Origin of the sequence: Saccharothrix sp. CB00851 (assembly GCF_001905065.1) — a bacterium.
Taxonomy (GTDB): Bacteria; Actinomycetota; Actinomycetes; order Mycobacteriales; family Pseudonocardiaceae; genus Actinosynnema.
Genome location: NZ_LWLC01000025.1, coordinates 53,576 through 69,666, shown reverse-complemented (window position 1 = coordinate 69,666; position 16,091 = coordinate 53,576). Strand labels below are relative to the sequence as shown.

4 protein-coding genes and 1 pseudogene are annotated in these 16,091 nt (G+C 72.7%); 2 read left to right on the top strand and 3 right to left on the bottom strand.

Features of this window, described 5'->3' with window-relative positions:
• Positions 1-136: 136 nt before the first annotated feature.
• Positions 137-325: pseudogene (locus tag A6A25_RS46910) on the top strand (ATP-binding protein); the annotation flags it as partial.
• A 34-nt stretch (positions 326-359) separates the two neighbouring features.
• Positions 360-1,778: a WD40 repeat domain-containing protein gene (locus A6A25_RS24575; RefSeq protein WP_073893640.1), complete on the top strand. Its 1,419-nt coding sequence runs from the start codon at positions 360-362 to the stop codon at positions 1,776-1,778.
• A 73-nt stretch (positions 1,779-1,851) separates the two neighbouring features.
• Here the strand turns inward: A6A25_RS24575 and A6A25_RS24570 are convergent, their stop codons facing one another.
• From A6A25_RS24570 to A6A25_RS24560, 3 genes are all read right to left on the bottom strand, one after another.
• Complete coding sequence (locus tag A6A25_RS24570; RefSeq protein ID WP_073893638.1) at positions 1,852-4,680, bottom strand: AfsR/SARP family transcriptional regulator; 2,829 nt, start codon at positions 4,678-4,680, stop codon at positions 1,852-1,854.
• A 137-nt stretch (positions 4,681-4,817) separates the two neighbouring features.
• Positions 4,818-7,112, bottom strand: coding sequence for a hypothetical protein (locus A6A25_RS24565; protein ID WP_143193367.1), 2,295 nt, complete (start codon positions 7,110-7,112; stop codon positions 4,818-4,820).
• Positions 7,109-15,952, bottom strand: coding sequence for a polymorphic toxin-type HINT domain-containing protein (locus A6A25_RS24560; protein ID WP_073893634.1), 8,844 nt, complete (start codon positions 15,950-15,952; stop codon positions 7,109-7,111). Before A6A25_RS24560 ends, A6A25_RS24565 begins: the two co-directional genes overlap by 4 nt.
• Positions 15,953-16,091: the final 139 nt, after the last annotated feature.

Sequence of the window (16,091 nt, the reverse complement as noted above, 5' to 3'; positions counted from 1 at the left end):
CGTCCGACCTCGCGGTCACCTGCGCGCACGTGCTGGGAGACCCTGAAGCCGCGGCGCGGCCGTCGCGGCCCAGCCCCGCGCCACCACCGCCTACTGCCTGCCGCCGTCGGCATTCCTGGACGGCCTGCCCGAGCTGGTGCCGTCGCCGTACCGGGGGCTGCGCCCCTTCGACGTGGGCGACGCGGCGGTGTTCCACGGGCGGGGAGAGGAGACGGAACGACTGGTCGAGGCGGTGGCGCGCACATCCCTGGTGGCGGTGACCGGCCCGTCGGGTGTCGGCAAGTCGTCGCTGGTGCGCGCCGGTCTACTGGCGCGGATGAACGGCCCCGTGGCGATCCTGCGGCCGGAGGAGGACCTGGGTGAGGTCCGACGAGTTCACCGACGACGACGCGGTGCGGCGGCTGCTGGTCCAGCTGGCCAGGCCCGACGCGGACGGCAGGTTCGTCCGTCGTCCGGTGCGCGTCCGCGACCTCGACCCCGCGTCGGCCGCGGTCGCCGACCGCCTGGCGCGGACGCGCTTGGTCGTGACCGGCCACACGCTCGGCGGCGAACCCGTCGTCGACCTCGCCCACCAGGCGCTGATCGACCACTGGGACCGGCTGCGGGAGTGGCTGGCCGACGCGCGTGACCTGCGGACGTGGCAGGACCACCTGGACATCCGGATCGAGCGGTGGCAGGCGGCTGGACACGACCGCGGTTCCCTGCTCGGCGGCGTCGAACTCGCCCAGGCCGAGAAGTGGGACCCGGCCGAACTGACCCCGCGGCAGCGCGACTACCTGGCCGCGAGCCGCACTCACCGCCGACGCTCGGTGCGCCGGCTCCAGTCCACGGTCGCCGTGCTGCTGCTGCTCGCGGCCATGTCGACGGTGCTGGCCCAGCGCCGCGGCGACGAGTTGGCCAGGCAAGCCGCGCAGGCCACCGCGCGGGTACTCGCGGCCGAGTCGGTGAGCAGGCAGCACAGCGCACCCACCGCCGCACTCCAACTCGCACTGGCCGCCTACCGCGCGGACCCGGAGAGCGAAGAAGCCCGAGCCGCGCTGCTCAAGCAGTACCCCGGGCTGGCCCAGGCGGACCGGGTGTTCGCCAACCTGGCCGCCGAGAACTTGCAAGGGGTGGAGGTCAGCGCGGACGGTGACACCGCGCTGATCACCGACGGAGACCACATGGCGGTCGTCACGGACCTGGCGCACGGCGAACCCAGGGTCTGGGCGCCGTCCGACGCTCCGGCGAAGGCCCGTCACGCGCTGAGCCCGGACGGCCGCTGGCTGATCGCCGGCGACACGCGGAAGCCCCGCATCGAGATCACCACCAACCTCCGCCACGACGACGTCGGCGCCATCTCGTTCCGACCGGTGTTCTCACGAGACGGCAACTACTTGGCCGCCGTGACGAGAGCCGGGCGCATCGACGTCTGGGACGCCGAGACCGGCCAACGCACCGCCGAGATCCCGGCCAACGAGGTGTACGGTGTCCTCGGCTTCACCAATACAGGACTGCTGGTGGGCAGCGACGGCAACCAACTGGGGTCGACCAGCCGCGTTCACGTCTGGCACCAGCGAGAAGGCCGCGAGATCGCGGACTTGGACGGGTTCCGCCCGGAGGTCCACCTGTTCGACGACTCATCCCTCATCATCCTCGACGATGTAGGCGCCACCACCGTGCCCCTCGACGCCGCTGCCTGGTTCTCCCATCTGTGCCGAGTGGCCGCGCGCGACTTCAGCCCCGAGGAGTCGGACGTGCTGCCCGAAGGAGCGGACACGACCTCACCGTGCTCCTGAACCCCAACGGTCGAGCGCGATGGGAGTGATCTCCGCAGGGCACCCGCGCCTCAGCGGTTCGCGATCAAGGCGTTCACGTCGATGACCCCGTCGACCCACGGCGGCCCATCGGTTCCGTCGTCACGACGTGGTCGAGGTCGTGGAGTTGGCGTTGGACGCGTTCGGTGTCGGTGTCGCGGCCCTGGGCGCGGTACCACTGGAGCGCCTCCTGCCACGCGGCGCGGGCTTGGTGGTGCCGGCCGAGGGCGAGGTGGGGGTGGCCCATGTTGTCGAGGGCGTTGGCGACGGCGTAGGTGTGGCCGAGGGCGCGGAAGATGGTCAGGGCTTCGTGGTAGTGCTGGATGGCCCGCTCGTGGTGGCCGGTGTGGTGGTCGATGTAGCCCAGGCTGTCCAGCGTGCCGCCTTCCCCCTCCGGGTCGTCGAGGCGCCGGTACACGACGAGGGCGGCCTGGCAGTAGCGGCGGCCGGTGTCGTGCTCGCCGACGTGGGCGAAGTACCAGCCCACGTAGTTCAACGCGCGGGCTTCCCGCACCGTCAGGCCGAGGTCGCGGTAGAGGCGCAGGGAGAGCAGGCCGTGTTCGAGCGCCTGGCGGTGGTCGCCGCGCCGCTCCCACGCCGCCGCGAGCGCGTTGCGGGTGTGGGCCTGCTCGGTGCGGTCGTGGTGGCGTTCGGCCAGGGCGAGGGCCTGTTCGAGGTGTCCGACCGCCTCCTCGTGGCGGCCGGTGTTGGCATAGGCGGCACCGAGGCGCCGGTGGACGCGCATGTGGGTGATGGGGTCGGCCAGGTGGGTCACCGCATCGAGCGCTGCCCGCCACACGGTCAGGTTGTCGCGGCGGTGCGCGCGCCGGAAGTGGAAGCTGGTCAGGGTCCACGCCAGTTGCCACACGGCCTGGTGGCGCCGATGGGCGGCGGCGGTGCGCTGGGCGGCCAGCAGGTGGGCGTGCTCGGCGTCCAACCAGGCCAACGCGGCCGGCATGTCGGGCAACGGGTGGGGCTCGACACCGGGAGCGGGTGGGTCGAGCCGGATCGGCCGTCGGTGGACGTTGAGGAGGCGGTCGGCGGCGTGCACGGTGTGCAGGTAGAAGTCGACCACCCGCCCGAGCGCGGCGTCCCGCGGTTCTTCGGGCAGGTCCTGGGCGAGGGTGGCCGCGTAGGCGCGGACGAGGTCGTGCATGGCGTAACGGCCCTGCGGGTGCCGGTCGAGCAGGGACGCGTCCTCCAAGGCGCGCAACACCTTGTGCGTGCGAGCCGTCGTCAGCCCGGTGAGGGCGACCGCGGCCGGGAGGCCGATGTCGGGACCGGGTGCGATGCCCAGCAGCGCGAACACCGTGCGCTGCTCGGCGGTGAGGTGGCGCAACGACCAGGACAGCACCACGGGCAGGCCGGCATCGGGATCGTCGTCGTCTAGCAGGTCCAGGCCGAGGTCACGCAGTTCGGCGGCGAACTCGGCCAGCGGCACCTGCGGCCGGGTGCAGGCGTGGCGGGCCATGACCGACAACGCCAGCGGGTAACGACCGCACAGCTCGACCAGTTCGTCGGTCGCACCCGGTTCGGCGGCCACCCGCCCGGCACCGAGGCGCTCGGTCAGCAGTGCCGCGGCTTCCGGCCGCGACAGCACGTCCAGTTGCACGTGGCGCGCCCCGTACCGCTCGATCAGCGAGGCGAGCTTGGCACGACCGGTGACCAGGACCGTGCACGTCGGTGAGCCGGGCAGCAGCGGGACGACCTGGTCGGCGGTGGCGGCGTTGTCCAGCACGACCAGCATCCGCCTGCCCGACACCAGACTGCGGAACAGCGACGCCTTGGCGTCCAGGTCGCTCGGGACGCGATCGGGGGCGACACCGAGTGCGGTGAGGAACCCGAACACCGCGGCCTCCGGTTTGCCGGGGTGTTCGGTGGGGCTGAAGCCGTGCAGGTCGACGAACAGCTGCCCGTCGGGGAACCGCTCGGCGTGGCGGTGCGCCCAGTGCAGCGCCAACCAGGTCTTGCCGATCCCTCCTGCCCCGCCGATCACCGAGATCGGGATCGTTTCGGCGGCGGGCCCGGTGTTGTTCCGCGTGGCGGTCAGAGCTTGGTCCAAGCGGGCCAGTTCGGCGGTGCGGCCGCTGAACGGCCCGGGTGGCAAGGGCAGCTGACGCGGTACGGGCAGGCTCGGCGCGGCCGGGCGCGCATCCAGCTCGGGACCGGCCCGCAGCACCGCCGCGTGCAGTTCCCGCAGTTCGGGGCCGGGGTCGACGCCCACCTCGTCGGCCAGCACGCGCCGTCCGGCGCGGTAGACCGCCAGCGCCTCGGCCTGCCTGCCGGACCGGTAGAGGGCCAGCATCAGCCGTGCCCGCAGCCGTTCCCGCAGCGGGTGCTCCTCGACCAACGCGGCCAGTTCGGCGGCGATCGACGCGTGCCGACCCAGCGCCAGCTCCGCCTCGGCCCGGTCCTCCCAGACGGCCAGGCGCTGCTCGTCCAACCGGTCGACGTCGGCACCCAGCACGGGCACATCGCCCAGGTCGGCCAGCGGCCGGCCGCGCCACAACGCGAGCGCCGACCGCAGCAGGTCCGCCGCGACCGCCGGGTCGTCCGCCTGCCGCGCCTGGTCCACCAGCGCGGCGAACCGGTCCGCGTCCAGCTCGCCCGGGTGCACGACCAGCGCGTACGCCGACCGGTCGTGCCGGATGCGTTCCGGGTCGCCCAACGCCCGCCGGAGCCGGTGGACGTACACCTGGAGCACCTTGCCCGCCGATTTCGGTGGACGGTCGCCCCACAGCGCGTCCTGGAGGACGGCCGTGGGCACGGGCCGGTTGGACCGGCACAGCAGCACGGCCAGCAGCACCCGCTGGAGGTGCGCGTCCAGCCGCACCGGTCCCGCGTCGCCGACGACCTGGAGCGGTCCCAGGATGCCGAAGTACACGGCGCTCCCCCTCCGCTGCCCGGTCTCCCCACCCGGGCCTCAGAACGAGGAATCTCCCACGGACTCCGGCATCCGACAAGGCGGTTCGCACCCGCGCTTCGCGGGCGCGAACCGCCCGCGGGTTCCCGGTCGCCGCGCTACGCGACCGGAACGGCCTTCGCCGCGGTGAACGCCGGGTTCGGTTGCACCCAGTACAGCCGCGGCGCGTTCGCGGCGTTGCGGAACACCACGGCCCACGACGCGCCGTTCGCGTTGGTCATCGGGAACACCGTGGGATCGGTGGCCGCCGGGTCGCTGATCGGCTCGCCGATCGGGTCGACCAGCGCCCGCGTCCACGACCGCCACGTGCCGGTGCCCTGCCCGGTCTCACCGGTCGAGTGCAGCTCGTCGTCGGTGCCGCGCACGACGAGCTCGGCGGTGCCCGTGACGGGGCTGAGCAACGCCGCCGGGGAGCCCTTGATCGCCAACGATCCCACCGGGTCCCACGCCGCCGGGAACGTGCCCGCCGTGTCCTGCACCTTGGTGACGACCGTGCCGCCCGCGCCGCGCACCACGAGCCGTATGCGGTAACCCGGGTACACCACGACCGCCGGCACGCCGCCGAGCCCGCTGCCGCCCAGGCTCCTCACGCCGGTGAACGCGCCCGCGCTGGTGTAGAGGCCGGTGCGCAACGCTCCCCCGGTGTCCACGGCGAACACCTGGATGCCGTCCCGCACGGTCACCGCGGCCAGTTCGCCGGCGACGTTCAGGTCGCCCATCACGCGCCACTCGGTGTTGGTGCCGGTCACGAAACGCCGCCACACCACGCCGTCGGCGTCCGCGGCGAACGCGACCGGCGTGCCGTCCGGCAGCTTCGCGACGGCGGGCGGGAACGGCAGGCCGCCGCCCAGGTTGGCCCACGGGTCCCAGGCGGGCGAGCCGGCCGAGGTCCGGGTGCGCGACAGCAGGTCCGCGGTCGTGCTCTGGCCGATCACCTGCGCACGGCCGTCGGCCGACCCGACCAGCGCGGGCGGCCCGGAGAACGCCTCGTCGCCCGAGATCGTCTCCCACCGCACGGCGGAGAAGCTGTCCGGCGACGACTGGTGGCCGTGCACCAGCCGACCGATGTTGTCCACGTAGGCGTACTGGATCGCGCCGAGCGCCGCGCCCGCGGGCGGTCCCTGGAAGGCCACGACCCTGGTGAACGGCCGCACCGCCACCGGCGGCACCGGCTTGGCGAACCAGCCCTGCACGTCCACGAAGAGGCGGACCGTGCCGGTGCTCACGTTCTTGATCCGGATGCGCCCCTCGACTCCCGGCTCCACCAGCGCCATGTCCGAACGGGTGACGTTGGGCGAGAAGTGGTCGAACGAGGAGGTCGACGGCTCCGGCGCGCCGAGGGGCCACGCGCGGAAGTAGCCCCAGCCGGTGGGCGTGCCCGCGGTGAGGTTGAGCGCCACCGCGGCGACCCCCTTGGCGGGCGTGCCGAGCAGACCGGCGACCTGGACGTCGAGCCACGCGTTCGGCGCCAGCTCGGAGCCGTTGATCACCCGGGCGGTGGCCGGCCGGTAGCCCGCGCCCTCGGTGGAGGTCGCGTTGAAGTACCCGTAGGTGTGGGCGCGCAGCTCGATGGTGCCGGAACTGGCGTTGTGGAAGGTGACCCGGCCGCCGGTGCTCGGCTTGACGACCAGCCCGGACGACGTGGCGACGCCGCGCTCGAAGTCGATGCTGGTGCCTTGGGCCGCGGACCCGCCTTCGGGCGTGGCGCGCAGCCAACTGGACGACGACACACCGCTGACCACCACGTTCAGGTACACGGCGTTCGCGTTCGCGGGCACCGACCCGCCGGTGACCTGCACGGTCAGGCTCGACCGGGCCGGGATCGCCGCGTCGGGCACACCGATCCCGGTGGTGGTGTCGAACAGCACGGACTGCGGCACGGGCACGAACCCGCCGCGGCCGGAGCCCGCGGTGGAGGTGAAGTAGCCGTGCACGTCGATGACCACGTGCACGCTGCCGGCGCTGTTGTAGAGCTGGAACTTGCCGTTGGCGCTGAGCGGGACCAGCGCGGTCGTGGAGATCGGCGGCGAGGAGGCGCGGACGCTGATCGTGGTGAACGCGCTGGGCCGCGGCACGCCGTCCGCCCACAGCGCGAGCTGGGTCGCGGCGGTCGGTGCGATCGGCGTGACGTCGACCAGCACGGCCGTGGCGCCCGTCGCGGGCACGCCCGCGATCCCGGCAAGCGTGAAGACGGTCGTCGTGCCGGTACCACGCACCCCGGTCACGCCGCCCGTGCCGTTGCGGGTGTCGACGGCCCGCGTCGGCGAGGAGAGGGGGACGAAGTCCCCGCCCTTCCCGGTCGCGTCCGCCAGTGCCGGAGCGGGTGCGCTGAGCAGCGAGCCGACCAGCGCGAACACCGCCCCCACCACGGCCGTCCTGGATCTGTACGTCATCTTCTCCCCTTGAATCGTCCTGGGATCTCCTTGCGGAGGAAGTTGAGTGTTCCGACCACGTTGCCCGCCACTCCCTTGGCGACGGAGTCCTCGACGCTGAAGCCGCCGCCACCGCCGAGGCCCAGCACCTCCGCACCGCGTGCGAGCGCTGCCGCACCCTCGCCCCACGGGCCGTCGGCCGCGCCGTGGATCTCCAAGGACCACCGCTGCAGCACGCCCATCCTGCGGTGGCCCGCGACGTCGTCCGCACCGCGCGGCCTCCCGGTCGGGAACGCGCCCTTGTCGTGCCTGGGCGTGTACCGGTGCTTGCCCTCGTAGTGCTTGGGTCGGCCGGAGGAGCCGCCTCCGGGGATCTTGACCGCGCAGTTGTGCACCAGTACGTCCACACCGGGCGCGGCATCGACGTAGTACGTGTGCGTGCCGTCGACCGTGAGGTTGTAGACCGTCCTGGTCTCGGTCCACATCCGCAGCCCCGTCACGGCCACCTCACCGCCCTGGGCGGTGCGCAGCCGTTGCCCTGACTTGAGTTCCTGCGCCTCCACCCACCCGGCGCCCTCCACCCAGAACGGGTGGCCGTCGGTGGCCAGCACCGAGCCCCCGTCCACCGACACCTCGACCATCCGCTTGTCCCCCGAACCGGTGATCACGTCGGTGACGGGCCGGGAACGCGTCTCGCCGGTGGTCGGGTCGGTCGCGAGCACCTCGTCACCGACCCGCACGGACTCGATCTCGCGGCGCGTGCCGTCCGCCAACGTCACCGAGGTCGCGCCGCCGAAGCTGTTGCACCCCTGGAGCAGGCCGCCGGTCACCCGGCCGGACGCGATGTCGTCCACTTCGGACCGGGCGGCGCTGACGGCGGCACGGCCGATGGACGTCGCACCGCTGCGCGCCGCGCCGACGCCCGCCTTCAACGCCTGACCGGCGACCGCGCCCGCACCACCGGTCACGGCCCCGAGCGTGGCGCCCAAGAGCGCGTTCGCGGTCATCTCCTTCCAGCCGTGCCCGCCCTCCACGAGGTCGTGCACGACCGAGCCGACCGCGCCCGCCAGCGCGCCGCACGCGACCGCGCCGACACCCGTCCAGCCGATCAACGCGCCGCAGCCGACACCGACCGCGATCCCGGCGGCGTAGCCGAGGATGTCGGCCTTGTGCGCCACGACCCAATCGCCCACGGCACCGGCCGCCGCGGACACGCCCTCGACGACCGCGCCGTGGACTTCCAGCGCCTTGTGGTACAGGTCCCGCGCGGACTTCGACATGTCCGCCACCACGTCCCGCAGCGCGGACACGTCACCGGCCGCCAGGTGCGCGCCCATGGACACGGTGAGCTTCACCCCGGCCATGAGCGGTTTGAACGCCGCGGTGAGGCTCTTCAGCGGTATCCGCCGGACGGACTCCTGGATCGCCCGCCGCGCGTCCCGGGTGACCTGCTCGGCGCGCTGGATCGCCGCCTGCCGGATCTCCGCGGCCCGGTCCCGCATCGAGGACGCGAACTTCGTGACACCGCGCACGACGGCCTTCACCACGTTGCCCGCCGCCCGCGCGACCCGCTTGATCCCGGTCCACGCGGCACTGGCCACGGTCTGGATGCCGCGCCACGTCCACGTCGCGAACGTGACCACGGGCCGCCACAGCGGTGCCGTCACCGACACCACCGCGCTCACCGCCCGCTTGCACCAGCCGCAGCGGAACTTGGGCCACTCGCCGTCCGGGTCGGTGTTGTCCAGCGGCGCGGCGGCGGCGTAGGTGTAGCGGTTGGCCAGCACGGAGTCGCCGCGACCGTACTCGGCGGTGTCGCGGGAGGTGAACGTGCCGGTGCCGGGCCGGTACCAGCGCCCGCCCATGTCGACGTCGCCGGTCGTCGGGTCGGTCCAGTCGCCCTGGTAGCCCACGTTCGCGCGGTCCCCGGTCGACGCGGCCACCTGGCCGAACGGGTCGAACGCCACCGATTCGGCGGGCCGGGCGAACGTCGTGTCCGTCGGGTCCAGGGCGGCCACCACGTCGTCGTGCTCGTCGGACACGGTGAGCCGCTTGCGCTGCCCTTCGGCGACGGCCAGCAGTTCGTCGGCCGGTCCGCGCGCGTACTTCTCGCCGCCGTCGGACACGACCTCGTCGTCCAGGCCCGCATAGGCGAACGCGGTGCCCTCGCGGGAGATCAGGCGGTCCAGACCGTCGTAGGTGTAGTCGACCGAGCCGGACGTGACGAGCCGGTCGAACGCGTCGGACGAGTACCGCTCGGTCAGCCCGGAGGACGTCCGGCTCGCCAACGCGCCGCGCGCGGAGTACGCGTAGGTGTGGTCGCCGTCCGACAGCAGCCGGTTGCGCTGGTCGTAGGCGGCGGTCTTCGCGCCCGCCCTGACCCGGTTGCCAGAGTCGTCCCACCCGTACTCGGTGACGGTCGAGCCGGACGTCCAGGACGTGAGGCGGCCGCTGTGGTCGTAGCCGTAGGTGTTCGCGGCCGTGCCCGCGAGACCGGCGGTGGTCTTGCCGGTCAGGTGGTCGTTGAGGTCGTAGCCGTAGGTGATGGACGCGGCCACCTGGCCGGCCGCGTTGCGCAGCACGTCGGAGGTGGTGCGGCCGAGGTCGTCGAAGCCGAAGGAGCGCACGCGCCCCGCGCCGTGGTCGATGGTCTTGACCTGCCCGGCCGCGTCGTAGCCGAACATCTGGGTCGTCCCCGTGACGCCGTCGACCGCGGACCCGAGCCGGCCCCGGTCGTAGCCGAAGCGCGAGGTGCCTGCGGCGTCGGTGCGTTCCACCAGTTGGCCGTCGTCGTTGTACGCGAACGCGGCGTTCCCGGACGGGCCGGACGTCGACAGCAGGAAGCCGCGGTCGTTGTAGGTGTAGGTGTTGTCGCCGCTCGACGTGCCGACCCGCACGGTTCGGCCGAGCAGGTCGTAGCCCAGCGTCCGCTCGGCCGTCGGCGACTCCGCGCCCGCGCCGGTCTCGCGCTCCAGCCGCCCGGCCGCGTCGTACGCGCGCTGCCTGGTCACGCCACCGGGCGCGGTGATCCGTTCCGCGTCACCGCGCGCGTTGTAGGCGACGGTCCACGTCCGGTCGGCCGCCGCCGGGTGCGCGGTGGTGGCCGGCTCGACCACGGACTCCGGCAGGCCGAGGCTGTTGACCGCGTAGAGGGTGGTGTTGCCGCGGCCGTCGGTGTACCGGGTGCGGTTGCCCGCGAGGTCGTAGCCGAAGCCCGTGGTGATGGTCTTGCCGTCCGCCACCGGCTCGACCTGGCCGGTCAGCCGGTTGAGGGCGTCGTAGGTGTAGGTGGTGACGCGGTCGAGTGCGTCGGTGCTCGACGTGAGGTTGCCCGCCGCGTCGTAGCCGTACCGCAGGCCCCGGAGGGGTTGGCCGTTCGGCGCGAGGTCCGTCTCGGTCGCGACCCGGCCGAACGCGTCGAAGTCCGTGCGGGTGGTGCGGCCGAGGCCGTCGGACGCGCGCACCAGGCGTCCGGCGAAGTCGTAGCCCTGCTCGGCGACCACGCCCGTCGGGTCGGTCGACCGGGTCGGCTCGCCGAGTCCGTTGTGGACGGTCACGGTCTGCGCACCGCTCGGCGTGGTGACGGAGGTGATGTTGTTCGCGTCGTCGTAGCTGAAACGGGTGGTGAGGTTGCGCAGCACGGGCCTGCGCTCGACCGCCGACGCGGTGACGCGACGCTCCAGGTCGTCGTAGGTGAACTCGGTGCGGCCACCCTCCGGGTCGGTCACCGACAGCACCCGGCCGGTCCGCGTGTAGGTGTACCGCGACACGGCACGCTGGTCGTTCGTCGCGGCCGGGGCGTCGTGGGTGACCACGCGGTTGAGGCGGTCGTACGTGAGGCGGGTGGCGTTGCCCAGCTCGTCCACCACCTCCAGCACGTTGCCCAACCGGTCGTAGCCCGTCGTGGTGACCGGCGTGACCGGGGACGTGCCGCCCGGCGGCGTGTAACCGGGCTCCTCGGTGCGCACCACCCGCCCGAGCTTGTCGTAGCCGACGCGGGACACGTGCCCGCGCTCGTCCTTGACCTCGGTCGGCTCGTCGAACGCGTTGTAGCCCTGCGACCGCGTCGGGCGCACCGTGCCGCCGCCCTCCACGGCGACGCCCGGCGCGGTGGACGTGGTGGTGCGGCCCAACTCGTCGGCCAGGAACGTGGTGGTGAACGCCGCCTTGTCGGCCCCGGCCACGGTGCCGCGCGGGTCGGTGGTGGAGGTCCGCACGCCGCGCCGGTCGTAGGTGTGCGACGTGGTCAGGCTCGTGCCGCCACCGGACACGGTCTCCGTCAACGGGTTGCCGAGCGGGTCGTGGGTGGTGGTGACCGTCTCCTCGGTGGTCGCCGGCAGCCACGGCACGTTCGACGGTCGGCCCGACCGCACGACCTTGAGCACGTTCCCGGCCGGGTCGTAGGTGTAGGCCGTGCTGCGGGCCACCCCCGCCGGGTCGCTGGTGCTGCGCTCGACCCGGCCCGCCACGTCGATCACGTTCCGCACAACGGTCGAGCCGTTGCCGGTCACCTGCTCGGTGAGGTTGCCCGCCTTGTCGTAGGTGTTGCGCTCCACCACGTAGTCGCGGACGGTGCTGTCCTGGTCGCGGAAACCCTTGAGGGTGATGGACTTGCGCAGGTCGTCGTCGTAGTACTCGTACTCCAGGCGGCGGCCCATCGCGTTGGTGTCGCTCACCATCCGCCCGGCCAGGTCGTAGGTGTAGGCCTGCAGCACGACGTACTCGCCGGTCACGGGGCTGCCCGGAGGGTCGCCCCGCCAGTCGCGGAGGCGGATCTCGGCGACGTTGTTCCGGGCCGTGTAGGCGTAGTCGTAGCGGTTGCCGTTGGCGTCCACCGTGGACGTCCGGTTGCCGAACCGGTCGTGGTCGAAGCTCGTCTCACCGCCTTCCGGGTCGACCACGCGGTTCGGGCGGTTGTGGTCGTCGTAGTCGGTCGTGGTGACGCGCGTCGGGTCGCCGCCGAGCAGGTCGCTCACCTCGACGCGGTCCTGGTTGCCGTCCACGTCGTAGCGGTAGGCGGTCCTGCGCTGGTGGCGCGTGCCGTCGACGGCGCTGGTGGTGGGCGGCTCGGTGGTGGACGTGAGGCGGGACGCGGTGTCGTAGGCGTACCGGGTGATCACGCCGGACGGGAACGCGTCCGAGGTGACCTTCTCGGTGACGCGCCTGCCGAGGGCGTCGTAGGTGTGGTCGGTGATCAAGCCGCTCGGTGTGGTGACGCGCGCCAGGTCGCCGTTGGCGTAGTACAGGTAGCGCGTCACCTGGCGGCGCGGGTCGGTGGTGGTCGCGACCAGGCCGGCGGGCATCGTGCCGCCGCCGACCGCGACCTCACCGCCGGTGGTGTAGGTGTGATCCACCCTGGCGCCGCCCGGTCCGGTCTGGGACGCCAGGTCTCCGCGCGTGGTGTAGGTGTAGGTGGTTCGGTAGGTGTTGTCCGTCGGGCCGGACGAACGGGCGTCGCGGGTCTCCAGCGGCAGGTCGTTCGTCGGGTCGAACGGGTCCGTGACGGTCGTCCGGTAGCTGCTGTACGCGGTGTGGCACTCGGTGTTCGTCCGGCACGTCGTGTGCGAGGTGACGTTGCCCCGCTCGTCGTAGGTCATCCGGACGGGGTCGCCGTTCTCGTTGCGGACCTCCTTCTGGTAGCCGCGCTCGTCGTAGTCGTAGGTGCGGATGGACATGCCGTCCAACGGGTGCCGCACGAACACCGGCCCGCCCGCGTCGTCCGGGATGATCGTGCAGAACCGCGGGTCACCCGGGTCCGGCGCGCTGCACACCGGTTCCGGCGGCTCCGGCGGGGTCACCGGCTCGCCGGGGCGGTCCTCCTCGCGCAGTTCCAGGCCCGCGGGCAGGCCGGAGCGCAGCAGCCGCCCGGCGAGGGCGTCGTACTCGAACAGGTGCGGCCGGTTCGCCGGGTCCAGCACCTGCACGGAGCGGCGCAGGTCGCGGTCGCCGCCGAACACCGCCGGCGCGCCGACCTTCCACGTGCCGCCGTTGCGGTCGGTGTACTCGTGGATGCGTTCGTTCGCGTACTTCGCCTCGGCGGAGACCTTGCCGCTGGGCAGGGTCACCTTCGTCACCAGGTCGGACGGCGTCCTGCCGTAGCGGTGGTGGTCGGCGACGGCACCCGGTCCGACCGGGTGCGAGTAGACCGCGACCTCGTCGATGACGCCGGAGAAGTGGCGGCGCGCGCCCGTGCCCCACTGCGGCCACGTGCCGGTGGCGTGGCTCGCGCCGACCTGGTTGATCGTCAGCAGGCTGTGGTCGATGGTCCGCGTGCGGGCGCCGACCCGGGCGGCGTCCAGGTAGAGGGTCTGGGTGTCGCCCATCGCGGACAGCACCACGTGGTGCCACTGGCCGTCGTTCACGGGCAGGGCGGACGTGATCGGGTCGATCGCGCCGGTCGCGAACTGGCCGCGCAGCTTGCCGTCCGCGCCGACGTAGAGGATCGGCACGGCCGTGGTCGGGTTCGTCGCGTGGTCCTGGTAGCCGATCAACGGGCCGCCGGTCGTGGCGGAGGTCTTGAACCACAGCTCCACCGCCAGGTCGCGGCTCTTCTTCACCGCGCCCTTCGGCAGGTCCACCACCGAGGAGGAGCCGTTGAACTGGGCGGCGTTGTCCCCGGCGATGCCCGCCGTGCCCGGGGTGACGTCCCGGTAGGTCGCGGCGTCCTTGCCGAGGTTCACCGCGACGTCGCTGCCCGCTGACGTGCCCTGCGCCTCGCCCAGCCGCCAGTACGACTCGGGTCGGGCGTCGTGCACGGCGGTGCGGTAGTGCGAGCCCCGGGTGTAGTCGTAGGTGGTGCACGCGTTGCCCGGGGCGCAGACCTTGGTCAGCAGGTTACCGGTGTAGGTGTAGTTCCAGGTGGCCGTGACGCCGTCCACCGGATCGCTCGACACGCTCGTCACGTGGTTGCCGGTCCAGGTGAAGCGGAGCGCGCGCCCGTTCTGGTTGGACTGGCTGTTCGCGACGTGCGCCTTGATCAGCCGTCCGTTGGTCGTGTCGATGGTGAGCACGATCGCGCGTCCGGCGGCGTCGGTGATGCGGGACAGCCGACCGGCGGTGGAGAACTGGTAGGTGGTGTTGCTCTTGTCCCGCAGCCGCCAGCCGTCGGCGGCCAGGGTGAGGGAGGCGGTGCGGCCGTCCGGTGGGACGAACGTGCCGTCCGGGTCGCGGCCGAAGCGGACCTCCTGGCCGTCCGGGTAGGTGACGACGACGTTGCCGGACCCGTCGTCGTCCGGGCGGACCCGCATGTCGTACCGGGTCACCCAGCCCGCGCCGAACATCGAGTCGCGGCGCGGGTCGAGGCTGTTGTAGGTGCGCAGGACGTTCAGGTCGGGTCCGACCGTGACGACCGGCGCGTCCAGGGCGGCGGTGGTGAAGTTGCCGATCTGGGCGTCGTACTCCTTGTCCCGGGTGCCGTACGGCGAGCCCGCCACCCGTGAGGTGACGGCGGGCTGCGGCACGCTGGTCAGGACCGCCGAGTAGGGCGAGGAGACCTCGTTGCCGGCGTCCTTGACGAAGACCCGCCACAGGTAGGCCCTGCTCCACCTGAGCTTCGCGGCCGGTACCGTCCACGCCGTGCTCGTCACGTCACCGGAGTCGAAGCACGCCGTGGGGTCGCCCGACGCGGTTCGCTCGCACACCTGGAACCGGTAGCGCAGCGACGAGCCGGGCGGTGCGTCGATGTCGAGTGCCCGTGCCCAAAGCTGCGGGGTCAGGGTAGGTGCCTGGTAGCCGTTCGGCGGGTGCAGTTCGCGCACCACGGGCGGGATGTCGAAGACCTCCAGCACGATCCGGCCCGGTGGCACCTGGTGGTCGGTGAACACGACACCGCCGGTGCGGACCATCGTGAAGTCCAGGAAGTAGCGTCCCGGCGGCAAGGGCTGGATGGTCGCGTCGAGCGTCACGGTCGCACCGCGGGCCACGGAGGCGGTCAGGTCCGCCGACCGCTGTTGGCCCGCCGGTGCGCCGGTGTCCGTGCGGTAGGCGCGGTACGCCAGGTAGTACGTGCCGGGCGCCCACGCCTCCGCCGACCGGTTCGTGACGGTGACCTTGACCTTGCCCGCCTGGTTCTGCAGGACCGGCGGCTCCGGGACGGGCTTGGGGATGCCGTAGCCGGCGTTGTAGGGCGAATGGGTGACGAAGAGCTTGGGCGGGTTGGCGGTGGAACTGCCGCCGAGCCTCTTCCACGCGGAGTCGTCGGTGGCGGACGCGCGCAACGACAGCCCGTGGTCGGCCTGTCGGCCGTCGACCCAGCGCTGCACCAGGTCCCGTCCGGCCACCCCGAGGTCGATCAGCCGCGTCGAGGCCGGGCAGTTCGACGTCGACTGCCCGGTGGCCACGTACCCGTGGGCGAACGAGCTGGACGTGAGCGCACCACCCACGCTCGGTCCCGGGTACGAGTACCCCGCCCCCGCGGACCACGACTGGGTGACCGGGTGCACCGTCATCGCCTTGGGCGTGCAGGAGGCCGAGTCGTAGTTCACCACCTGGAGCTGAACCCCGTAGATCGTGTGGAACCGCAACCGGTCGACCAGCCCGCCGAACTTCACGTACGAGGCCGCGGCCTGCCCTCCCAGCCGTCCGACCCGCAGCTCGGCGCCACCGCCCGCGGACGACGAGCCGTGGACGTACGTGCTGGTGTCGGCCGTGCCGGAACCGACCGGCAGCCCGACGGCGGCAGCCGAGAACTCCGACACCACCGGAGCCACTTCGGCCTTGTTGCCGCCCTTCGGCACCTCCGGCACGGGATGCGCCGGGTAGGAGGACCGCAACGAGGGGGGCAGGTGCCGGTTGACGTCCGCCCGGTCGACCCGGGACGCCGCCGGATCCGACTCCCACCGCTGCTGGGGCAGGGCGGTCACGGGGTCGGGTCTCGTTCCCGGAACGGCCTCGACAGCATCCACGACCGTCCCCGATGCCAGTGCGGTCACCACGACAACCGCGACAGCACGCCGCCAACGCCCCATGTGATCCCCCTGGCCAACCCCGGCCGATCCCTCG

Coding starts and splice junctions, on each gene's coding strand:
- A6A25_RS24565 (WP_143193367.1), bottom strand. CDS start 7,112: ATGACGTACAGATCCAGGACGGCCGTGGTGGGGGCGGTGTTCGCGCTG.